The sequence below is a fragment of the Paenibacillus sp. FSL M8-0334 genome (genome assembly GCF_038000405.1).
GTDB lineage: Bacteria > Bacillota > Bacilli > Paenibacillales > Paenibacillaceae > Paenibacillus_AQ > Paenibacillus_AQ campinasensis.
On record NZ_JBBOCH010000001.1, the window covers coordinates 2964073 to 2985097 of the forward strand.

Consider the following 21025-nt stretch of genomic DNA (forward strand, 5'->3'; position numbering starts at 1 on the left):
TTGAATAAGGAAATCACACTGGAAATCGGCCAGATCGTCAAAGCGCTGAAAGGCAGAGATGCTGGACAGTATGCCGTTATCGTCGGGATTGAAGACAGCAGGTTCGTATGGATTGCGGACGGGGACAAACGGAAGTTTGACCAGGCCAAGAAGAAGAACATTCTTCATCTGGAACCCCAATCCTTCATAAGCAGTGAAGTAGTGAACAGTTTGCAAGAAAGCGGAAGGGTCACAAACGGAAAGCTGCGGTTCGCCGTTGCGAAGTTTATGGCCGAACAATCCAAGGCAAATCAGAAAGGAGACTAATCTGTGGCTAAAGAAGATGTCATTGAAGTCGAAGGAACGGTTATTGAGCCGTTGCCGAATGCTACGTTTAAAGTCGAGCTGGAGAATGGTCATCAAATTCTTGCTCACGTTTCCGGAAAGCTGCGGATGCACTTTATCCGCATCCTCACAGGAGACAAAGTGGTTGTTCAACTATCACCGTACGATTTGACCAAAGGTCGCATTACGTACCGTAAATAGATGACGTTCCCCCGGGGAACAAGGAAAGCTGCCAGCGGTTTTACTGAAGTAAAACACAGCAGCGGTTACGAACGGTTTTGTTTTGGCAAAACTAAAGTCTAGTTTCGAAGCTGGTTTTACAAACGTAAAACTTGGAGGAGGTAATTAACATGAAGGTAAGACCTTCTGTAAAGCCTATTTGCGAAAAATGCAAAGTCATTCGCCGCAAAGGGAATGTAATGGTTATCTGTGAAAATCCGAAGCACAAACAAAAACAAGGTTAATAGAAGGGGGTGTAGCGTAAAATGGCTCGTATAGCTGGTGTGGATTTGCCACGTGACAAACGCGTTGAGATCGCCTTGACTTACATTTTCGGAATCGGTAAAACGACTTCCCAAAAAGTACTGAAAGAAACAGGCATCAATCCTGATACTCGTGTCCGTGACTTGACGGAAGATGAAGTTAGCAAATTGCGTGAAACGATCGACGGAAGCGTTAAGGTAGAAGGTGACCTTCGTCGTGAAATTTCCTTGAATATTAAACGTCTGACCGAGATTGGCTGCTACCGCGGTATTCGTCATCGTCGTGGCTTGCCTGTTCGTGGACAACGTACTAAAACCAATGCTCGTACACGTAAAGGTCCTCGTCGTACCGTAGCGAACAAGAAGAAGTAAGAAAGGGGGATAATAGACAATGGCTAAACCAAAAAAAGTCGTACGTACTAAACGTCGTGACCGCAAAAATATCGAAAGTGGCGTAGCTCATATCCGTTCTACGTTCAACAATACGATCGTAACGATTACGGATCCTCACGGAAACGCGATTTCTTGGGCAAGCTCCGGCGGCCTTGGATTCAAAGGCTCCCGTAAGTCGACCCCGTTCGCTGCGCAAATGGCTGCTGAAACAGCTGCCAAAGCGGCTATGGAACACGGTATGAAATCGGTGGAAGTTATGGTTAAAGGTCCTGGCGCTGGTCGTGAAGCAGCAATCCGCTCTTTGCAAGCAGCTGGTCTTGAAGTTAACCTGATTAAAGACGTTACACCAATTCCACATAACGGATGCCGCCCACCAAAACGTCGTCGCGTATAATGAAGTCATCCTTGTTAATGTGGTATAAATCCGGTGCAATCTGCTAATAATGGTTGTTTAGGCATACTACTACATGGATTACTGGATAAGATGACAGTTTCATATAGGAGCGACGTTTGAAGGAGGGGTACTTGCGTGATTGAAATCGAAAAGCCGAAAATTGAGACCGTTGATGTCAATGAAGAAGGAACCTATGGAAAATTCGTAGTAGAACCGCTTGAGCGCGGATACGGCACGACGCTGGGGAATTCACTTCGCCGCATTCTGCTGTCCTCGCTCCCGGGCGCAGCGGTCACATCGATTCAAATCGATGGGGTGCTGCATGAGTTTTCCACGATTCCGGGTGTCATGGAAGACGTGACCGAAATCATTCTGAACCTGAAGGCTTTGTCGCTGAAGATTCATTCCGACGAAGAAAAAGTGTTCGAGATTGATGCGGAAGGTGAAGGGGTAGTCACTGCGGGTGATATTCGCGCAGACAGTGATGTGGAGATTCTTAATCCGGACCTGCACATTGCGACGCTCGGCCCTGGCGCAAGACTTCATATGCGTATTTTTGCTAATCGCGGTCGTGGCTATGTCCAGGCGGATCGGAACAAACGCGATGACCAGCCTATCGGCGTCATTCCCGTCGATTCGATCTATACTCCGATTAGCCGTGTGAATTACGGCGTGGAAAATACGCGTGTTGGTCAAGTGACCAACTACGACAAATTGACGCTTGAAATTTGGACGGATGGAAGCATTCGCCCGGAAGAGGCGGTTAGCCTCGGCGCGAAGATCCTGACTGAGCATCTGTTCCTGTTCGTCGGCTTGACCGATGAAGCGAAGGATGCTGAGATCATGGTCGAGAAGGAAGAAGACAAGAAGGAAAAAGTGCTTGAAATGACAATCGAGGAGCTGGATCTCTCCGTTCGTTCCTACAACTGTCTCAAGCGTGCTGGTATCAATACGGTACAAGAGCTGACCACGAAAACGGAAGAGGATATGATGAAGGTTCGTAACTTGGGCCGCAAATCCTTGGAAGAGGTTCAAGAGAAGCTCGAGGAACTTGGATTGGGACTCCGTTCGGAGGATTAAGTTCTAAGATAGGCTAGCAAAGGAGGGAATACACATGGCATACCAAAAGTTGGGCCGCGATTCCAGTGCACGTAAAGCATTGTTCCGTGACCTGGTAACGGACCTGTTCTTATACGAGCGTATTCAAACGACAGAAGCCAAGGCGAAAGAAGTTCGTTCGATCGCTGAAAAACTGATCACTCAAGCGAAGAAGGGTGATCTGCACGCTCGTCGTCAAGTGGCAGCATTCGTGCGCCGCGAAACGGTAGACGGTGAACAGGATGCAATCCAAAAACTGTTCTCCGATATCGCACCTCGTTACGCTGAGCGTCCAGGCGGATACACTCGTATCCTGAAACTGGGTCCTCGTCGGGGCGATGCAGCTCCAATGGTTTATTTGGAACTGGTTGACCGCGCGTAATTTGATTTAGGTTATGAAGTGACTGAAGTTATATATGCCCGGCTCTGCTCTCATTTATTCTGTATCAGATAATACGGGTGGAGCCTATGATCGGGAAGTGGTGCGAGATACAGTCGTTCATTCTGGTTCGACTCATCTCGGCTACCCCATGGGCATTCATAACGGGGACCTTCTAGTCATGCGGCTGACTCGAAGGGTTCGGCTGACATGATGAAAAGGAGCTCCTTTGGGGCTCTTTTTTGACATTTAGAGCGGTTTATGTTCCGGATCTAATGCAAGTGCCTGCATAGGCTTAGACGTGAGACAGCACCCTGCGAACGTGGGGCTGCTTAGTGAGTGGATGAATGGGTTCAGGAGGACAGCATGCGCAATCTTCTGATGAAGGTCAGCTATGACGGAACCGATTATAACGGGTTTCAGACGCAGCCAGGTGGCCATACGATCCAGGACTATCTGGAGGAAGCGATCCTCGCCTTATCGGGAGAGCAGGTGAAAATCACCGCTTCTGGCCGTACCGATGCCGGAGTTCATGCGCGGGGCCAAATCTTTAACTTCTATACCTCCTCGCAAATTCCTGTGGAGCGCTGGTGCGTTGCCTTGAATTCCAGGCTGCCGGAGGATATTGTCGTGACCGAGGCGATGGAGGTGCCGCTGGATTTCCATTCCCGGCGGGAGGCCAAGCGCAAAACGTATCGGTATACGATTAATGCCAACCAATTTCCGGATCTGTTCGGACGCCGTTATCAGCTTCATCACCCCGGATCGCTTGATATTGAGGCGATGAGCGCGGGGCTGCGGCATCTGATCGGCACGCATGATTTCACATCATTTGCATCCCGAAAATCAACCAAACCGTCGCATGTCCGGACGATTTACGATGCGTGGATCGAAACGGATACATCCATGTGCCGGTCAGGCACAAGGGATCAAGGCCTTATCCATACGTATGTGAGCGGTAGCGGTTTTTTGCAACATATGGTACGGATTATTATGGGGACGCTGATTACCGTCGGGGAAGGCAAGCTGAAGCCCGATGAGATGAAACGGATTCTGGAAGCCCGGAATCGCGCGGCAGCAGGCCCTACAGCAATGGGAAAGGGCTTGATGCTGTGGAGTGTGGAGTATGATATTACGGATGGTGTGAAGCCCGATCTTTGGAATACGTAACACGTACACAATAAGAGGAGGTATATTCTGATGAAATGTCCGGTATGTGATGATGTTCGTATGCGGGAGGTCGAGAAGAACGGTGTTCTGATCGATGTTTGCCCGGAGTGCAAAGGGGTCTGGCTCGACCGCGGAGAGCTCGAGAAGCTGATGAGCGAGATTCGCGAGGTTCGGCCGGCCTTTAACGAATGGTATGAGCGGCAAGATGATCGTGGATATGATCGACGTGATGAAGAGTACAGACGTCCATATCCTGACAAGGATTCGGAATATGACCGCCGGTATCCCCCACACGATAAGGGCTATCGGAAGAAGAAGAAAAAATCGGTCCTCGACGTTTTTGGCGACCTGTTTGACTGATTTCCGTTGCCTTTAAAAAGCCAAATAACGCTTGCTATTTATGGGCGGTTCCTGTATTATATAAGTTGTGTTTTCTTAGAGGCTCTCCCACAGCCCCGGCTAAGAAAACCGTCAACAATGATCCATCAACAAACAATGCTTTACACATGAACGCAGATAAATTAACGAATATTTGAACCGATTTTCGGATGAATACAAGGAGGAACTAAACATGCGTACCACCTATATGGCGAAGCCTAATGAAGTTGAGCGCAAATGGTACATCGTTGATGCCGAAGGCAAAACGCTTGGCCGTTTGGCAAGTGAAGTTGCGGCTCTGATCCGCGGCAAGCATAAGCCACAATTTACTCCACATGTCGATACTGGAGACTTCGTAATTGTTATCAATTCCGAGAAGATCCACTTGACTGGTAAGAAACTGGCTAATAAAAAATACTATCGTCACTCCCTCCATCCGGGTGGATTGAAGGTTACTGTTGCTCAGGACCTGATCGCGAAATACCCTGAGCGCGTTATTGAGAGTGCCGTACACGGAATGCTTCCTAAAACCCGCATGGGCGAGAAGATGAAACTCAGATTGAAAGCATACGCTGGCACAGCACATCCACACGAAGCACAAAAACCAGAAGTTTACGAACTTCGCGGCTAATTAAAAAGGAGGACAGTTTCATGGCACAAGTACAATACTATGGGACAGGTCGTCGTAAGCACTCGGTAGCACGTGTACGCCTCGTACCGGGTGAAGGACGCATCGTCATTAATAAACGTGAAATCGATGAATATTTCGGCTTGGAAACACTTAAGCTGATCGTTAAGCAACCACTTAACCTGACTGAAACACTGGGCAAATACGATGTACTCGTAATCGCTCACGGAGGCGGTATCTCCGGACAAGCGGGCGCAATCCGTCACGGTATCTCCCGTGCGCTGCTGAAAGCAGACCCAGAGCTTCGCGGTTCCCTGAAAAGAGCCGGCTTCCTGACTCGCGACCCTCGTATGAAAGAGCGTAAGAAATACGGTCTTAAAGCAGCTCGTCGCGCACCTCAGTTCTCGAAGCGTTAATATTCTTATATGCAACACAACCAGCCCTTGGCCTTTGGCCAGGGGCTTTTGTTATGCTTCTCATCAGAAGATGTTACCAGTCTGTTTAAGAAGCGGTCACTTGTTGCTGATACTTAAATAACTACTCCTTCGTTGCTCATCCGCTGGTTTTTCGGGAAATCCCGGAATGCCGGCGTTTTTTTGTATTGACGGAAGGATCGGCATGAACATTTCATGGGCGTTTGAAATACGATAATAGGGAGCAGAAATCCAGGCAGAAGCAGGGGAAATGGCCGTTGGGTGGTTGACAATTATTAGGATTGTTTTATACTGTACTTAATTCATATTATTTCAGTAGGGTTTTAAGGTTTAATCGGGAGGCATGCGATTATGAATTTACTTGAGAAAGAAGACTTGATTAAGGTCAAATCCGAGGAGCTCGAGCACGCGAGTGCAGAGGAAGTGATAGCGTATGCTGTTGAAACCTTCCCTAATATTACGTTTGCTTGCAGCTTCGGGGCAGAAGATGTGGTTATCGTTGATATGATCCAGAAGATTAGCCCCCAGACGGACATTTTCTATCTGGATACCGATTTTCACTTCAAGGAAACGTATGAAACGAGAGACCGTATGGTTGAGCGCTACGGGCTGGAATTCGTGCGGGTATCTCCGAAACTGACACCGGAGGAACAAGCAACCCAGTATGGCGATGAATTGTGGAAAACCAATCCGAACCAATGCTGCAACATTCGCAAGGTCGAGCCGTTGACCCGTATTTTGACGCAGTATGAGGCATGGATTACCGGGATCCGGAGAGATCAGGCACCGACACGGGCCAATGCGAAGAAGATTGAGTACGACACCAAGTTTGGTCTCGTCAAGTTCAATCCGATTGCGGATTGGACCAGCGAGGATGTATGGAATTACATCCGCGAGAACAATGTCATCTATAATCCGCTCCATGACCAGAACTACCCGAGCATTGGCTGCGAGTATTGCACAAGACAGGTCATGCCTGGTGAAGACCCACGTGCGGGACGCTGGGCAGGTCATGAGAAGACCGAATGCGGACTTCATAAATAAAACACGGAATTTGAAATCATAACGATTGCTGATTGCATGAGGCAGCATTGGAGGAGGAATACGCATGACAGCCATACGCCCTCACGGCGGCACGCTGGTACAGCGGGTTGCACAAGGAGAAGAGCGTGAGAAGCTTTTGAAATCGGTCGAGTCGCTTCGGAAAATCCGGGTGAACAGCTGGACCATCTCGGATCTGGATCTGATCGGGGTTGGCGCTTTTTCACCGCTCCAGGGCTTCTTGAATGAAGAGGACTATCATTCAGTTGTGAAGTCGATGCGCCTTGCCGATGGCACGGTATGGAGCATTCCGATTACGCTCGCTGTGGAGGACGAGACCGCCGCCCAGCTTCGCGTAGGCGAGACAGCTGCGCTGGTCGGAGAGAACGACGGCGTTGTGTACGGTGTCATCGATATTGAAAGCATTTATCAGGTTAATCAAGCCGAAGAAGCCGTCCATGTCTTTAAGACCGACGATCTGGAGCATCCGGGTGTAAAAAAGCTGTTTGACCGTCCTGCTACTTATGTGGGAGGCCCGATTCAGGTGCTGCAACGTCCACAGCCTGAGCGCTTTGGCGAGTTTTACTTCGACCCTGCGCAGACGCGCGAGATATTCCAGGCGAAAGGCTGGAAGTCCGTCGTTGGCTTTCAGACCCGCAACCCGGTTCACCGGGCGCATGAATATATTCAGAAAAGCGCGATGGAGATTGTGGATGCTCTGTTCCTGAATCCGCTCGTCGGGGAGACCAAGTCGGATGACGTTCCCGCAGATGTGCGTATGAAGAGCTATTTGACGCTGCTGGACAATTATTACCCTGAAGATCGCACCTTCCTCGGCGTATTTCCTGCTGCCATGCGTTATGCTGGACCGAGAGAAGCGATTTTCCATGCCATCGTCCGCAAGAACTATGGCTGCACCCATTTTATCGTCGGCCGTGATCATGCCGGTGTCGGCGATTATTACGGAACCTATGAGGCTCAGGAGATTTTCAAGAACTTCACGGCAGAGGAAATCGGAATTACCCCGCTCTTTTTCGAGCACAGCTTTTTCTGCAAAAAATGTGGCAACATGGCTTCCAGCAAAACATGCCCTCATTCCAAAGAGGATCATCTGACACTGTCCGGAACGAAGGTTCGGGGCTTGCTTCGCGAAGGTGTATGTCCGCCGCCGGAATTTACCCGGCCTGAAGTGGCTCAGGTGCTGATCGAAGGCATGAAAGAACAGATTGGCGTATAAGAGGTCATAATTGTCCGCCTTGTCCCATATCATGGAGTAGAACACTCATGGGACGAGGTGGTTTTTTTATGTCCAGGCGGCGAACAGACAAGGTGACATTGTGGATATCCTGGAAACAGATGAAGCGGATGCTGATGGGAGCGGGATTGCTGGCGCTGCTTATTGCCGTGCTATCCTATGAGGTTCCTACAGCCCGGACCTCGCAGACATGGAGTCTGCCGCTCGCAGGCAAAGTCATTGCGCTGGATGCCGGTCACGGCGGGCCTGATGGCGGGGCGGTCAGCCGCCAGGGTGTGATCGAGAAGGACGTCAATCTGGCGATTACGCTGTATCTTCGCGATTACTTGCAGCAGGCGGGAGCGGTGGTGGTCATGACTCGGGAAGGGGACTATGACCTGGCAGCTGAAAGCACGAAAGGATACTCCAGAAGGAAGACAGAGGACCTGATGCAGCGTGTCCGCAAGATCGAAGATGCCAAAGCGGATCTGTTTATCAGCGTTCATCTGAACAGCATGCCGTCGAACCGCTGGAGAGGGGCACAAACCTTCTATCCGCAAGGCAATGTGCAAAGCCAGAACCTTGCGGAGCTGATCCAGGCCGAGATTCGGCACAATCTGGAGAACACCAATCGACTGGCGAAAACAGAAAATACAGTCTACTTGCTTAAAGCGCTCCGCATTCCTTCGGCGCTTGTAGAGGTCGGTTTTCTCTCTCATCCCGAGGAGTCGGAGCTGCTGCGCGATGAGAAATATCAGCGGAAAGTAGCGGCTTCCATCTATAACGGGATTCTCCGATATTCTTCCGGAGAGCAGGCTGAGTCGGCAAATGCGGTAGAGTAGTGGTATAATGTAAACGAAACCAAAGTTGCAATGACCATTACATAAACCGAGGTGCATATCATGCTGACTAGAGAACAGGTGCAGGAGATTCTTCAGCCTCTAACCGATCCGGAGACCGGGCAGAGCCTGATGGGACTTCAGCGTATTCGTGATATCGTCGTGAAAGAGCGCACTGTAAGATTGTCGGTAACTTACAGCAGCGAGGATATGAAGGCATCACTGGAAGCGCAAATCCGTGAGCTGCTCCAAGCGATGGGGGCGGAACATATTCATATCCGGATGCGGCCGCTGGATCAGACAGGGGTTGCGGAGGCGTCGAACGGAGCTAAGGAGCCTTCGGATCAGGAGAAGCTGACCAAGGGCCATGCCGCCGGCATGGTGAATAACAAGCTCCTGAGCGAGCAGTCCGGGGTTCATTTTATCGCGATTGCCAGCGGCAAGGGCGGCGTCGGCAAATCCACCGTAGCCGTCAATCTTGCAGTGGCACTGGCACGTCAGGGCAAGCGGGTCGGACTTATCGATGCGGATATTTATGGCTTCAGCGTGCCGGATATGATGGGCATCGAAGAGGGGCCTTCCGTCTCGGATGATGGCATCATAATGCCGGTGGAGCGTTTTGGCGTGAAAGTAATGTCTATGGGCTTTTTTATCCGGGAGAACAGCCCGGTAATATGGCGCGGTCCGATGCTTGGCAAAATGCTGCGGCAGTTCTTCGACGATGTTGGTTGGGGAGAGCTGGATTACATGCTGCTTGATCTGCCGCCTGGGACCGGAGACATCGCGCTGGATGTTCACCAGATGATTCCGCAGAGCAAGGAGATTATCGTGACAACGCCGCATGCGACAGCTGCGTTCGTAGCTGCCCGGGCCGGTGCGATGGCCATTCAGACGGAGCATGAGATTCTGGGTGTTATCGAGAATATGGCTTACTATCCTTGCCCGCATTGCGGGGAGAAGGAATATGTGTTTGGCCGCGGTGGCGGCGGCAAGCTGGCGGAGACACTGCATACCGAGCTGCTGGCCCAGCTGCCTCTCGGAGCGCCTGACAACCATCCTGCAGAGCCGGATTTCTCTCCATCAGTATATAAAGCCGAGACGGAGTGTGCGGGAATCTACGACGAGGTTGCTGTCAAGATAGCAGCCAAGTGCGAAGGAACAGCCGTTTAACCGGTCGTTCGCCTTGCTAATATCGCGTTGCACATAAGAGTGCGAGTCAGGGATGATATCCGCTGACCCGCACTTTTTTTGCATACTATGCATTTGTCGTTACGTGTTATCATTACATGCCCGGGGGCAGAAGCACTGCAAGGTAGTGAATCCGATTGGAAAAGGGGGATGACTAGCTCATCCTGTGGTGCGCTGTGATAGCGCGTGGGGACTGTGCTGCAGAGGCTTAGGATCCGCCATCCTGCTGCTGTCCGCCGTCTTCGCCGTTACCACCTTCTCCGTTTTCTTGCCCGCCTTGACCGCCGCCCTGACCTTGGCCGCCTTGATCCGGCTCTTTCTTCTCCACTTTAGGCTGCAGTTCGTCTCGGACCACCGCTTTCAGCAGCTCTAATACTTCCATGCGGAAGAGCGGGTTTTGCATCGTTTCCTGCATGATGGTCATGGACTGCTTGCGGTAATCCGGCGTGTTGGTCAGCTCCAGAAATGACTTCATCACTTCCGGCGACTTCATAATTTGCTCAATCGATTTCTGGTATGTCGGATCCTTGATCAGCTCCATGTGGAGCTGTTTGCTTTGGGTGTTGATCGCTTTGGCAAAATCACCGGCAAATTTCGGATCGGTCATAATTTTCTCGATTTCCTTCTTGTACTCTTCAGATACGAGCGTATCCTTCACGGCCAGCCGAATTTGTTCTCCCGACTGGGCACTGATCATTCGCATGCTCATGGATCCGCCGCCGGCAGAACCACCAGTTCCTCCCCCGCTGCCACCCGACAGCGCGTCCTCGACGGCTTTCCTTCCTTCATCCGTCTTGAGTATATCGACGACCATCGACTTGATTTCTTTATATCCCATCTGGGGGGAAGAGCTTTGTTCCGCGCCGCAAGCGCTCAGCAGCAGGGCAGCTCCCGTGAAGAGTATGCATATACGGAATAATGGCCACCTCATTCCCGTTGTCCTCCTTTTATGCGGTTGTACGGATAGTATGTTGATTGTTATGAGGAAATATGTCGAGGATGGCATGGTTTTTTATTGTGAACGTTGGTAAAATAATGATTTGTGGGGGTGTCGTATTGAGTTTACGTAAATGGTCGAAACTATTTTTTAAAACATTGCTCGTAGGAGCGATCGGAGCCGTCATCGCTGGGCTCATCCTGCAGCTCTTCAACGGCGGGATCCAGTTTAAGAGCACGGTTGATATCTTGATATATCCGTCGATTTTGCTAGGGTATGGAGCTCTGGTGAGCGTGTATTCACAGATGGGCTTTTTTGCTTACCTGACACTGAATTATATGGGGACAGGTATCTTCCGGAGAAGGACTTGGCAGTACATACAGGTTGTGCTGGCGACATTAGCGCTGTTCGAACTGGTGTTCTTCCGCACCTTTGTTGGCGGGCAGAGCAGTTTGCAGTCCGATCTGATCCTCGGCATCGCGATTCTGCTTGTAGCTATTGTTGTGGCTTATTTCAAGGTGAAGAGCACGAATGCATCCGCGTGGATTCCAACCATCTTCTTCATGGTGGCTGTAACGATCGTGGAGATCATCGGCGTGCTGGGGATCGGTGTGCAGAATGCCACCATTTTTATTATCATTCCGCTGCTGGTATGTAATGCGTACCAGATCCTGACGCTGCACAAAGTAACCCAAGACGAAAAAAAGAGCTAAACGCTTAGCTCTTTTTTTGTTAATGGATGATGCTGTGGCGGGGGGTTACATGCCAACGGCATCATCGATGCCTTTTTGAATGGTAGCCTGGTCGCGCACTTCATTGCCCTTTGCGCTGCTCTGCTCCAGCAGGTCGGTGACCGTCACGAATTCATACCCTTGCTTACGCAGCTCCTCAATAATGAGCGGGAGTGCTTCATGGGTCTGCTTGACGGAATCACTGGCATGCATCAGCACGATATCGCCGGGATGCGCTTTGGAGACGACCCGGTGGACGATTTTGTCGACGCCGATATTTTTCCAGTCACGGGAATCGGTGTCCCACTGAATCACTTTGTAGTTGAGGCTTTCTGCAATACTGAGCACCCTTTTGTCAAAATCGCCGTTCGGAAGTCGAATCAATCGAGGTTCTTGTCCGGTAACTGAGGTTAATATTTGATGGGCCGTCGAGATTTGTTTCCGGATTTCCTCATCGGTCATCGCGCTGTAATTGTCATGCTTGTATCCGTGGCTTCCGATTTCATATCCGCTTTCCTTGATTGCGTTCACGATATCGGGATGGGTTTTGCTCCAGGGCGCGGACAGGAAAAAGGTCGCCTTCTCGACACCGTTGTCCTTCAGTACCTGCAGAATCGGTTCTGCGCGCTTTTCGCCCCAGCTGATGTCAAATGTGAGGGCAATTTGCTTTTTGTCCGTAGTTACGCTGTAAATAGCCGACGGCGTGCTTTCAGAGAACACCGATATGTTGTCACTTTCGACATAGATGACTCCGATGGCGAACACAGCAGCGGCAATAACAAAGAAGAATCGCTTGATTTTTTTGCCGTTGAATACATAAAAAGAATTCATAATACGAGCGCCCCTCTCCCTTCGGTAAGCTAGTGCTTGTTTACTTTCAGGATATGCTCGTACTTGTGAGTTATACCAATTAAGGAGGTAACGGATGTTTCGTTTTAGTGCTTTTCTCAGAGATGTCAGTTCGATTCGAAAGGCTGTCATTCTGTCAACCGTCTTGTTTACGCTAGGGATTATTGCAGGCTGGACATCGGAAGGCTTTGAGGATCTGCTGATCAGTCAGCTGCAAGGATTGAGCGAGATCAGCCAGCAGCTGCAAGTTTCGGAGACGCCGGAGCTGAGCTTTTTTGTGTTTATTTTTCTGAACAATAGCATCAAAAGCGTCATTGTGATGTTTTCCGGGCTGCTGTTCGGCCTGCTGCCGATCGTGTTCCTCGTGATTAATGGAATGGTCATCGGTTTTCTGCTGAAAATTGTGCAGGCAAGCGGGGAAAGCCTGTTTAATCTTGTGGTCAAAGGGCTGCTTCCACACGGCATCATTGAAATCCCGGTGATTATTATCGCTTGCGCCTATGGGCTGGCGCTTGGTGGGTTGGTGCTGCGCAGCATCTTTAAGGGAGCTTCACAAGCTGGGAGAGGGATCGGCCAGGAATGGCGTTCATTCTGGCGCAAGCTGGGGACAGCATCTCTATGGGTGGTCGTTCTGCTGTTTGTCGCCGCTATTATCGAAAGTACAATTACGTACTGGCTGATGTCATAAATTTGGTGAAAAGTGTGCATACCTAATAAAGCGCCTGGCTCGAATCATGCCTCGGAAGATCAAGGCGGGGAGAGCCGGGCTTTTTTTACAAATCCATGTGAACTGCTGCAATCGAGGTTTAAAGAACCGGCTCATCCGGTTAAACACCTTACATATAGGACATGGCTCTATGCTGCAAGCTTTCCGCCTAGAGTGGGCGTCCGCTATGAAACCGTTCGAAGCGACAGTGAGCATACTTGATTTTCGCTAATTATACTAAGGAGGTTCTACCATGCTGGGAATGCTGTTTAACGAAAAGGAATGCAAAGAACTCGATTATGTGCTGAGGAAAGAGCTTGATGAAATGCTCCTTGACTTGAGTGATGGACGGCTGGACCACAATATTCGGCAGGCGATTGCCAACCGGTATAAGACCGTCTTCCGGATGTATGCACGATTCGCTCCTCAAAAAGAACTCTCCAAATATGCGCGTAACGGCAAGTTTCCGCAAATCAAACATTAAAACCTTAGAAAAACACCTCGAAATATAAAAAAGAGTGTTGACTATCCTCGTTTGAATGTGGTAAATTAAGTTTCGCTTCCTTAACGAAAGCTGATGCCGCCAACCGGCGGCAGAGATGATTCTTAAAAGAGAATGAAAAAACTTTTAAAAAAAGTCTTGCAAAGTAACTAGGAAGTATGATATATTATAAAAGTCGCCGCTGAGAGATGCGATGACGAAAAAGCAAGATGATCGATCTTTGAAAACTGAACAACGAGTGGGTAAAACGAACCGCTTCGGCGGGGAGTTATGAATAGAGAATTGAACAAATTCTCGTCAGTTTTGAAATGAGCTACAAACTCATCGGTTGGATAATTTCTTGGAGCGATCCAGAAATTTTCAATCTTTATTGGAGAGTTTGATCCTGGCTCAGGACGAACGCTGGCGGCGTGCCTAATACATGCAAGTCGAGCGGAATCGATGGAGTGCTTGCACTCCTGAGATTTAGCGGCGGACGGGTGAGTAACACGTAGGCAACCTGCCCTCAAGACTGGGATAACTACCGGAAACGGTAGCTAATACCGGATAGGATATTTGGCTGCATGGCCGAATATGGAAAGGCGGAGCAATCTGTCACTTGAGGATGGGCCTGCGGCGCATTAGCTAGTTGGTGGGGTAATGGCCTACCAAGGCGACGATGCGTAGCCGACCTGAGAGGGTGAACGGCCACACTGGGACTGAGACACGGCCCAGACTCCTACGGGAGGCAGCAGTAGGGAATCTTCCGCAATGGACGAAAGTCTGACGGAGCAACGCCGCGTGAGTGATGAAGGTTTTCGGATCGTAAAGCTCTGTTGCCAGGGAAGAACGCCAGAGAGAGTAACTGCTCTTTGGGTGACGGTACCTGAGAAGAAAGCCCCGGCTAACTACGTGCCAGCAGCCGCGGTAATACGTAGGGGGCAAGCGTTGTCCGGAATTATTGGGCGTAAAGCGCGCGCAGGCGGTTCTTTAAGTCTGGTGTTTAAACCCGGAGCTTAACTTCGGGACGCACTGGAAACTGGGGAACTTGAGTGCAGAAGAGGAGAGTGGAATTCCACGTGTAGCGGTGAAATGCGTAGATATGTGGAGGAACACCAGTGGCGAAGGCGACTCTCTGGGCTGTAACTGACGCTGAGGCGCGAAAGCGTGGGGAGCAAACAGGATTAGATACCCTGGTAGTCCACGCCGTAAACGATGAATGCTAGGTGTTAGGGGTTTCGATACCCTTGGTGCCGAAGTTAACACATTAAGCATTCCGCCTGGGGAGTACGGTCGCAAGACTGAAACTCAAAGGAATTGACGGGGACCCGCACAAGCAGTGGAGTATGTGGTTTAATTCGAAGCAACGCGAAGAACCTTACCAGGTCTTGACATCCCTTTGACCCCTCTAGAGATAGAGGTTTCCTTCGGGACAGAGGAGACAGGTGGTGCATGGTTGTCGTCAGCTCGTGTCGTGAGATGTTGGGTTAAGTCCCGCAACGAGCGCAACCCTTGATCTTAGTTGCCAGCACGTAATGGTGGGCACTCTAAGGTGACTGCCGGTGACAAACCGGAGGAAGGTGGGGATGACGTCAAATCATCATGCCCCTTATGACCTGGGCTACACACGTACTACAATGGCTGGTACAACGGGAAGCGAAGCCGCGAGGTGGAGCCAATCCTAAAAAGCCAGTCTCAGTTCGGATTGCAGGCTGCAACTCGCCTGCATGAAGTCGGAATTGCTAGTAATCGCGGATCAGCATGCCGCGGTGAATACGTTCCCGGGTCTTGTACACACCGCCCGTCACACCACGAGAGTTTACAACACCCGAAGTCGGTGGGGTAACCGCAAGGAGCCAGCCGCCGAAGGTGGGGTAGATGATTGGGGTGAAGTCGTAACAAGGTAGCCGTATCGGAAGGTGCGGCTGGATCACCTCCTTTCTATGGAGAATCGCTCTCTGAGACGAGAGCATTCAAATAGGCTGACTGTAAAGTCGCCGATCCCTTTGCGAAAGCAAAGGGACCAAATCAGGTTTAGGCCTGAGATTATGCTTTCGGAGTAGCTTTACTTCGTAAAGCTTTCGCCCACTCGTTGGTCAGTTTTGAGAGGTCAATCCTTTCATACATATATACGTTTGGTGATGATGGCGGAAGGGTTCCACGCGTACCCATACCGAACACGACCGTTAAGCCTTCCAGCGCCGATGGTACTTGGACCGAAGGGTCCCGGGAGAGTAGGACGTCGCCAAGCGTATGATATGGGCCCTTAGCTCAGCTGGTTAGAGCGCACCCCTGATAAGGGTGAGGTCGGTGGTTCGAGTCCACTAGGGCCCACCATTTCAACTTCATATTTAGTGATGAGGTTCCTTTTTGGGGCTATAGCTCAGCTGGGAGAGCGCCTGCCTTGCACGCAGGAGGTCAGGGGTTCGATCCCCCTTGGCTCCACCATCATACTCATATCACTTCCATAAATTGCAGGTTGCACTGAAATGTATGGCATGATATGATAATCTTCCGGTCGAAGGACCGGGGGTGATCCTTGAAAACTAGATAACGAAACGAATTTGCGTTTTAGAAATATCCTTTTAGCTGAACTTGTGTCACAACAAGTTTCAATAAAAGTAGCACGCGAAGGTTTTGAGATCGTCGATCCTTTGGAAGTTTGTTTCCACCACCGAGCGGTTTTATCCAATCAGGGAAACAAACGGACAACAGAGCGAGGAGCGCAAAACCGGAGCAAATGGTTAAGCTACTAAGAGCACACGGAGGATGCCTAGGCGCTAGGAGCCGATGAAGGACGTGGCGAACGACGAAATGGCCTCGGGGAGCTGTAAGCAAGCTTTGATCCGGGGATGTCCGAATGGGGAAACCCGGCTGGTGTAATAACCAGTCACTCACAGCTGAATACATAGGTTGTGAAGAGGCATACCCAGGGAACTGAAACATCTAAGTACCTGGAGGAAGAGAAAACAAGAGTGATTCCGTCAGTAGCGGCGAGCGAACGCGGAACAGCCTAAACCGAAGAGCTTGCTCTTCGGGGTTGTGGGACGTCTCACATGGAGTTACAAAGGTTTAGATTAGTTGAACAGGTCTGGAAAGGCCGGCCATAGAAGGTAAAAGCCCTGTAGTCGAAAATGTGAACCCTCCGAGACGGATCCCGAGTAGTGCGGGGCACGTGAAACCCCGTATGAATCTGCCAGGACCATCTGGTAAGGCTAAATACTCCCTAGCGACCGATAGTGAAGCAGTACCGTGAGGGAAAGGTGAAAAGCACCCCGGGAGGGGAGTGAAATAGAACCTGAAACCGTGTGCTTACAAGAAGTCAGAGCCCGTTAAATGGGTGATGGCGTGCCTTTTGTAGAATGAACCGGCGAGTTACGTTCCCATGCAAGGTTAAGGCGAGAAGCCGTAGCCGCAGCGAAAGCGAGTCTGAATAGGGCGAATGAGTATGTGGGCGTAGACCCGAAACCGTGTGATCTACCCCTGTCCAGGGTGAAGGTGCGGTAACACGCACTGGAGGCCCGAACCCACGTACGTTGAAAAGTGCGGGGATGAGGTGGGGGTAGCGGAGAAATTCCAATCGAACTCGGAGATAGCTGGTTCTCCCCGAAATAGCTTTAGGGCTAGCCTCGGAATAAAGAGTCATGGAGGTAGAGCACTGATTGGGTGCGGGGCCCGCAAGGGTTACCAAGCTCAGTCAAACTCCGAATGCCATCGACTTATGTCCGGGAGTCAGACAGTGAGTGCTAAGATCCATTGTCAAAAGGGAAACAGCCCAGACCATCAGCTAAGGTCCCCAAGTGTGTGTTAAGTGGGAAAGGATGTGGAGTTGCACAGACAACCAGGATGTTGGCTTAGAAGCAGCCACCATTTAAAGAGTGCGTAATAGCTCACTGGTCGAGTGACTCTGCGCCGAAAATGTAACGGGGCTAAACACACCACCGAAGCTATGGCTTGAATCGACTTCACTGCTTCTTTGAGGTTGTGAAGACCCAGGATGAACATTTTTGTCAGACTTGCGATGAAATCAAGGATGACCAAATGCTTCTCGGGGATAAACACATCACTTCGAAGGCGGAGTGAAGTCGATTCAGGGGTAGGGGAGCGTTGTATAGGCGTCGAAGGTGTACCGTAAGGAGCGCTGGAGCGTATACAAGTGAGAATGCCGGTATGAGTAACGAAAAGATCAGTGAGAATCTGATCCGCCGAAAGCCCAAGGTTTCCTGAGGAAGGCTCGTCCGCTCAGGGTAAGTCGGGACCTAAGGCGAGGCCGAAAGGCGTAGTCGAAGGACAACAGGTTGAAATTCCTGTACCACCATAAACCGTTATGAACGATGGGGGGACGCAGGAGGGTAGTGACGCGGACTGATGGATGTCCGTCCAAGCAGTGAGGCTGATGTGTAGGCAAATCCGCACATCGTAAGGCTGGGCTGTGATGGGGAGTGAAAATTACAGTAGCGAAGGTCATGATCTCACACTGCCAAGAAAAGCCTCTAGTCAGGTGAAGGTGCCCGTACCGCAAACCGACACAGGTAGGCGAGAAGAGAATTCTAAGGCGCGCGGAAGAACTCTCGTTAAGGAACTCGGCAAAATGACCCCGTAACTTCGGGAGAAGGGGTGCCTCGGTAGGGTGAATAGCCCGAGGGGGCCGCAGTGAAAAGGCCCAAGCGACTGTTTAGCAAAAACACAGGTCTGTGCGAAGCCGTAAGGCGAAGTATACGGGCTGACGCCTGCCCGGTGCTGGAAGGTTAAGGGGAGCGGTTAGGAGCAATCCGAAGCTGTGAACCGAAGCCCCAGTAAACGGCGGCCGTAACTATAACGGTCCTAAGGTAGCGAAATTCCTTGTCAGGTAAATTCTGACCCGCACGAATGGCGTAACGACTTGGGCGCTGTCTCAACGAGAGATCCGGTGAAATTTTAATACCTGTGAAGATGCAGGTTACCCGCGACAAGACGGAAAGACCCCATGGAGCTTTACTGCAGCTTGATATTGAATTTGGGTACGATCTGTACAGGATAGGTGGGAGCCTAGGAAACCTGAGCGCCAGCTTGGGTGGAGGCGCCGTTGGGATACCACCCTGATCGTATCTAGGTTCTAACCTGGTGCCCTTATCGGGTACAGGGACCGTGTCAGGTGGGCAGTTTGACTGGGGCGGTCGCCTCCTAAAGAGTAACGGAGGCGCCCCAAGGTTCCCTCAGAATGGTTGGAAATCATTCGAAGAGTGCAAAGGCATAAGGGAGCTTGACTGCGAGACCCACAAGTCGAGCAGGGACGAAAGTCGGGCTTAGTGATCCGGTGGTACCGCATGGAAGGGCCATCGCTCAACGGATAAAAGCTACCCTGGGGATAACAGGCTTATCTCCCCCAAGAGTCCACATCGACGGGGAGGTTTGGCACCTCGATGTCGGCTCATCGCATCCTGGGGCTGAAGTAGGTCCCAAGGGTTGGGCTGTTCGCCCATTAAAGCGGTACGCGAGCTGGGTTCAGAACGTCGTGAGACAGTTCGGTCCCTATCTGTCGTGGGCGTAGGAAATTTGAGAGGAGCTGTCCTTAGTACGAGAGGACCGGGATGGACGTACCGCTGGTGCACCAGTTGTTCCGCCAGGAGCACGGCTGGGTAGCTACGTACGGAAGGGATAAGCGCTGAAAGCATCTAAGCGTGAAGCCCCCCTCAAGATGAGATTTCCCAATTCGTAAGACCCCTTGAAGACGACGAGGTAGATAGGTTGGAGGTGGAAGTGCAGCAATGCATGGAGCTGACCAATACTAATCGGTCGAGGGCTTATCCTACAAGCTTTACGAAGTAAAGCTCGCTACGGAAGCATATGCTAACCCCGATACAACATTGGGGTATGCTACGGATAATATAACGCAAATCGTTTCGTATCTAGTTTTCAGGTGATCAAAACATCTGAAATCAAGCTGCATGTCCTTTATAAGGATTGATATTTTCTCGCAGCGATTTTGAGAAGCGGAAGCTTCGAAAAATCATGTCTGGTGGCGATAGCGGAGGGGTTCCACGCGTACCCATACCGAACACGACCGTTAAGCCCTCCAGCGCCGATGGTACTTGGACCGAAGGGTCCCGGGAGAGTAGGACGTTGCCAGGCGTACATATTCCCTGATAGCTCAGTTGGTAGAGCACTCGACTGTTAATCGAGTTGTCACAGGTTCGAGTCCTGTTCGGGGAGCCACTTGCTTCCATAGCTCAGTAGGTAGAGTGCATCCATGGTAAGGATGAGGTCACCGGTTCGATCCCGGTTGGAAGCTCCAGATTCACCTTTTATGAAGCATTACATAATGCTACGCTTGTGGCCCGTTGGTCAAGGGGTTAAGACACCTCCCTTTCACGGAGGTAACAGGGGTTCGAATCCCCTACGGGTCACCATGGAGGCTTAGCTCAGCTGGGAGAGCATCTGCCTTACAAGCAGAGGGTCGGGGGTTCGATCCCCTCAGCCTCCACCATTCATCTTATTTACAGAATGGGACAACCTAAACGAAGAAGAAGTAATGTTGGGGATTAGCCAAGCGGTAAGGCAACGGACTTTGACTCCGTCATGCATAGGTTCGAATCCTATATCCCCAGCCATGTAAGAGCCATTAGCTCAGTTGGTAGAGCACCTGACTTTTAATCAGGGTGTCGAAGGTTCGAGTCCTTCATGGCTCACCAGGTTTTATCTTTGTGCGCGTGTGGCGGAATTGGCAGACGCACTAGACTTAGGATCTAGCGTCTTTGACGTGGGGGTTCAAGTCCCTCCACGCGCACCACTTATATGCGGACGTGGCTCAGCGGTAGAGCATCGCCTTGCCAAGGCGAGGGTCGCGGGTTCGATTCCCGTCGTCCGCTCCATGTGCCCTTAGCTCAGCTGGATAGAGCGTTTGACTACGAATCAAAAGGTCGGGAGTTCGAATCTCTCAGGGCACGCCATTTATGCTTCGAACATGAGCTGAATGGATCAAGGTTTTCAAGTTTATATTTATCGGGATGTAGCTCAGCTTGGTAGAGCACCTGGTTTGGGACCAGGGGGTCGCATGTTCAAATCGTGTCATCCCGATCTTTACATCTGCGGGTGTAGTTCAATGGTAGAACTCCAGCCTTCCAAGCTGGTAGCGTGGGTTCGATTCCCATCACCCGCTCCATACATAGACAGACATCACTTTACCGTGGTGTTTTTTTTACATCTTGATGCCATTGTTCTGCAAAGTATTAATGTAATAAAGGAAGGCCCGTCGTATAAGGGCTGAAGGCGCAACTTGATGAGGCTTTTGTGGTGTTTTGGTTAATTTTTCGCGGGGAAATCGCGGGAAAAATGGAGATTTTCGTCCGTTTTTATTGTA

At 50.7% G+C, this 21025-nt stretch carries 20 protein-coding genes, 13 tRNA genes and 4 rRNA genes; 35 read left to right on the plus strand and 2 right to left on the minus strand.

Going from position 1 to position 21025, the window contains the following annotated elements; all coding sequences use genetic code 11:
* From MKX64_RS12940 to MKX64_RS13010, 15 genes are all read left to right on the plus strand, one after another.
* Positions 1-306 carry a KOW domain-containing RNA-binding protein gene (locus MKX64_RS12940; protein WP_095267555.1) on the plus strand — a complete coding sequence of 102 codons (306 nt, stop codon included), beginning with the start codon at positions 1-3 and terminating at the stop codon, positions 304-306.
* 3 nt (positions 307-309) lie between these two features.
* Entirely contained in the window at positions 310-525 is a 216-nt protein-coding gene (gene infA, locus MKX64_RS12945) for a translation initiation factor IF-1 (RefSeq protein ID WP_006212898.1), read from the plus strand.
* 149 nt (positions 526-674) lie between these two features.
* A complete protein-coding gene (gene rpmJ / locus MKX64_RS12950; RefSeq protein WP_003333770.1) occupies positions 675-788 on the plus strand; it encodes a 50S ribosomal protein L36 in 114 nt (37 codons plus the stop codon).
* 21 nt (positions 789-809) lie between these two features.
* A complete protein-coding gene (gene rpsM / locus MKX64_RS12955) occupies positions 810-1178 on the plus strand; it encodes a 30S ribosomal protein S13 (RefSeq protein WP_095267556.1) in 369 nt (122 codons plus the stop codon).
* A gap of 19 nt (positions 1179-1197) precedes the next feature.
* On the plus strand, positions 1198-1593 hold the full coding sequence (gene rpsK, locus MKX64_RS12960; RefSeq protein ID WP_007132545.1) for a 30S ribosomal protein S11: 396 nt from the start codon (positions 1198-1200) through the stop codon (positions 1591-1593).
* Positions 1594-1728: 135 nt separating this feature from the next.
* Positions 1729-2673: a DNA-directed RNA polymerase subunit alpha gene (locus MKX64_RS12965; RefSeq protein WP_095267557.1), complete on the plus strand. Its 945-nt coding sequence runs from the start codon at positions 1729-1731 to the stop codon at positions 2671-2673.
* A 34-nt stretch (positions 2674-2707) separates the two neighbouring features.
* Positions 2708-3073, plus strand: a complete 366-nt coding sequence (gene rplQ, locus MKX64_RS12970) for a 50S ribosomal protein L17 (protein WP_095267558.1) — start codon at positions 2708-2710, stop codon at positions 3071-3073.
* A 363-nt stretch (positions 3074-3436) separates the two neighbouring features.
* Positions 3437-4240 (plus strand): tRNA pseudouridine(38-40) synthase TruA, encoded by an 804-nt coding sequence (gene truA, locus MKX64_RS12975; RefSeq protein ID WP_095399120.1) that lies wholly within the window; start codon positions 3437-3439, stop codon positions 4238-4240.
* A 30-nt stretch (positions 4241-4270) separates the two neighbouring features.
* Positions 4271-4600, plus strand: coding sequence for a TFIIB-type zinc ribbon-containing protein (locus MKX64_RS12980; protein WP_095267560.1), 330 nt, complete (start codon positions 4271-4273; stop codon positions 4598-4600).
* Positions 4601-4811: 211 nt separating this feature from the next.
* A complete protein-coding gene (gene rplM / locus MKX64_RS12985; protein ID WP_095267561.1) occupies positions 4812-5249 on the plus strand; it encodes a 50S ribosomal protein L13 in 438 nt (145 codons plus the stop codon).
* A 20-nt stretch (positions 5250-5269) separates the two neighbouring features.
* Positions 5270-5662 (plus strand): 30S ribosomal protein S9, encoded by a 393-nt coding sequence (rpsI, locus tag MKX64_RS12990; protein ID WP_095267562.1) that lies wholly within the window; start codon positions 5270-5272, stop codon positions 5660-5662.
* A 369-nt stretch (positions 5663-6031) separates the two neighbouring features.
* Positions 6032-6724: a phosphoadenylyl-sulfate reductase gene (locus MKX64_RS12995; protein WP_095267563.1), complete on the plus strand. Its 693-nt coding sequence runs from the start codon at positions 6032-6034 to the stop codon at positions 6722-6724.
* Between the two features lie 64 nt (positions 6725-6788).
* Entirely contained in the window at positions 6789-7958 is a 1170-nt protein-coding gene (gene sat / locus MKX64_RS13000) for a sulfate adenylyltransferase (protein ID WP_095267564.1), read from the plus strand.
* 68 nt (positions 7959-8026) lie between these two features.
* Positions 8027-8797 (plus strand): N-acetylmuramoyl-L-alanine amidase CwlD, encoded by a 771-nt coding sequence (cwlD, locus tag MKX64_RS13005; RefSeq protein ID WP_095267565.1) that lies wholly within the window; start codon positions 8027-8029, stop codon positions 8795-8797.
* A gap of 60 nt (positions 8798-8857) precedes the next feature.
* Positions 8858-9964, plus strand: a complete 1107-nt coding sequence (locus MKX64_RS13010; RefSeq protein ID WP_341036061.1) for an Mrp/NBP35 family ATP-binding protein — start codon at positions 8858-8860, stop codon at positions 9962-9964.
* A gap of 226 nt (positions 9965-10190) precedes the next feature.
* On the opposite strand, the gene gerD is transcribed toward MKX64_RS13010, so the two are convergent.
* Complete coding sequence (gene gerD, locus MKX64_RS13015; protein WP_095267567.1) at positions 10191-10913, minus strand: spore germination lipoprotein GerD; 723 nt, start codon at positions 10911-10913, stop codon at positions 10191-10193.
* 125 nt (positions 10914-11038) lie between these two features.
* On the opposite strand from gerD, the gene MKX64_RS13020 reads away from it, so the two are divergent.
* Positions 11039-11632: a KinB-signaling pathway activation protein gene (locus MKX64_RS13020; protein WP_095267568.1), complete on the plus strand. Its 594-nt coding sequence runs from the start codon at positions 11039-11041 to the stop codon at positions 11630-11632.
* Positions 11633-11677: 45 nt separating this feature from the next.
* On the opposite strand, the gene pdaB is transcribed toward MKX64_RS13020, so the two are convergent.
* Positions 11678-12481, minus strand: coding sequence for a polysaccharide deacetylase family sporulation protein PdaB (gene pdaB / locus MKX64_RS13025; protein WP_095267569.1), 804 nt, complete (start codon positions 12479-12481; stop codon positions 11678-11680).
* A 94-nt stretch (positions 12482-12575) separates the two neighbouring features.
* Between pdaB and MKX64_RS13030 the strand changes: the two genes are divergently transcribed.
* The 19 genes from MKX64_RS13030 to MKX64_RS13120 all read left to right on the plus strand — a co-directional run bounded on the left by MKX64_RS13030 (position 12576) and on the right by MKX64_RS13120 (position 20827).
* Positions 12576-13187: a stage II sporulation protein M gene (locus tag MKX64_RS13030; RefSeq protein ID WP_095267570.1), complete on the plus strand. Its 612-nt coding sequence runs from the start codon at positions 12576-12578 to the stop codon at positions 13185-13187.
* Positions 13188-13458: 271 nt separating this feature from the next.
* The gene (locus MKX64_RS13035; RefSeq protein WP_095267571.1) at positions 13459-13689 is read left to right on the plus strand and encodes a hypothetical protein; all 231 of its coding nucleotides are present in this window, start codon (positions 13459-13461) and stop codon (positions 13687-13689) included.
* 385 nt (positions 13690-14074) lie between these two features.
* Positions 14075-15627 (plus strand): 16S ribosomal RNA (locus tag MKX64_RS13040).
* A gap of 193 nt (positions 15628-15820) precedes the next feature.
* A 5S ribosomal RNA gene (gene rrf, locus MKX64_RS13045) occupies positions 15821-15937 on the plus strand.
* Positions 15938-15946: 9 nt separating this feature from the next.
* Positions 15947-16023: transfer RNA gene (locus MKX64_RS13050), tRNA-Ile, on the plus strand.
* A gap of 35 nt (positions 16024-16058) precedes the next feature.
* Positions 16059-16134: transfer RNA gene (locus tag MKX64_RS13055), tRNA-Ala, on the plus strand.
* A gap of 294 nt (positions 16135-16428) precedes the next feature.
* Positions 16429-19477 (plus strand): 23S ribosomal RNA (locus MKX64_RS13060).
* Positions 19478-19680: 203 nt separating this feature from the next.
* Positions 19681-19797, plus strand: a 5S ribosomal RNA gene (gene rrf / locus MKX64_RS13065).
* The 16S, 23S and 5S rRNA genes sit together here with 13 tRNA genes alongside, the layout of an rRNA operon.
* A gap of 8 nt (positions 19798-19805) precedes the next feature.
* Positions 19806-19881 (plus strand) — tRNA-Asn (locus MKX64_RS13070).
* A 3-nt stretch (positions 19882-19884) separates the two neighbouring features.
* Positions 19885-19960 (plus strand) — tRNA-Thr (locus MKX64_RS13075).
* 40 nt (positions 19961-20000) lie between these two features.
* Positions 20001-20075, plus strand: a tRNA-Glu gene (locus tag MKX64_RS13080).
* Between the two features lies 1 nt (position 20076).
* A tRNA-Val gene (locus tag MKX64_RS13085) sits at positions 20077-20152 on the plus strand.
* 49 nt (positions 20153-20201) lie between these two features.
* Positions 20202-20276 (plus strand) — tRNA-Gln (locus MKX64_RS13090).
* 5 nt (positions 20277-20281) lie between these two features.
* Positions 20282-20357: transfer RNA gene (locus MKX64_RS13095), tRNA-Lys, on the plus strand.
* A gap of 14 nt (positions 20358-20371) precedes the next feature.
* A tRNA-Leu gene (locus tag MKX64_RS13100) sits at positions 20372-20455 on the plus strand.
* A gap of 7 nt (positions 20456-20462) precedes the next feature.
* Positions 20463-20537: transfer RNA gene (locus tag MKX64_RS13105), tRNA-Gly, on the plus strand.
* A 1-nt stretch (position 20538) separates the two neighbouring features.
* A tRNA-Arg gene (locus tag MKX64_RS13110) sits at positions 20539-20615 on the plus strand.
* Positions 20616-20668: 53 nt separating this feature from the next.
* A tRNA-Pro gene (locus MKX64_RS13115) sits at positions 20669-20742 on the plus strand.
* Positions 20743-20753: 11 nt separating this feature from the next.
* A tRNA-Gly gene (locus MKX64_RS13120) sits at positions 20754-20827 on the plus strand.
* The last annotated feature ends 198 nt before the right edge of the window (positions 20828-21025 follow it).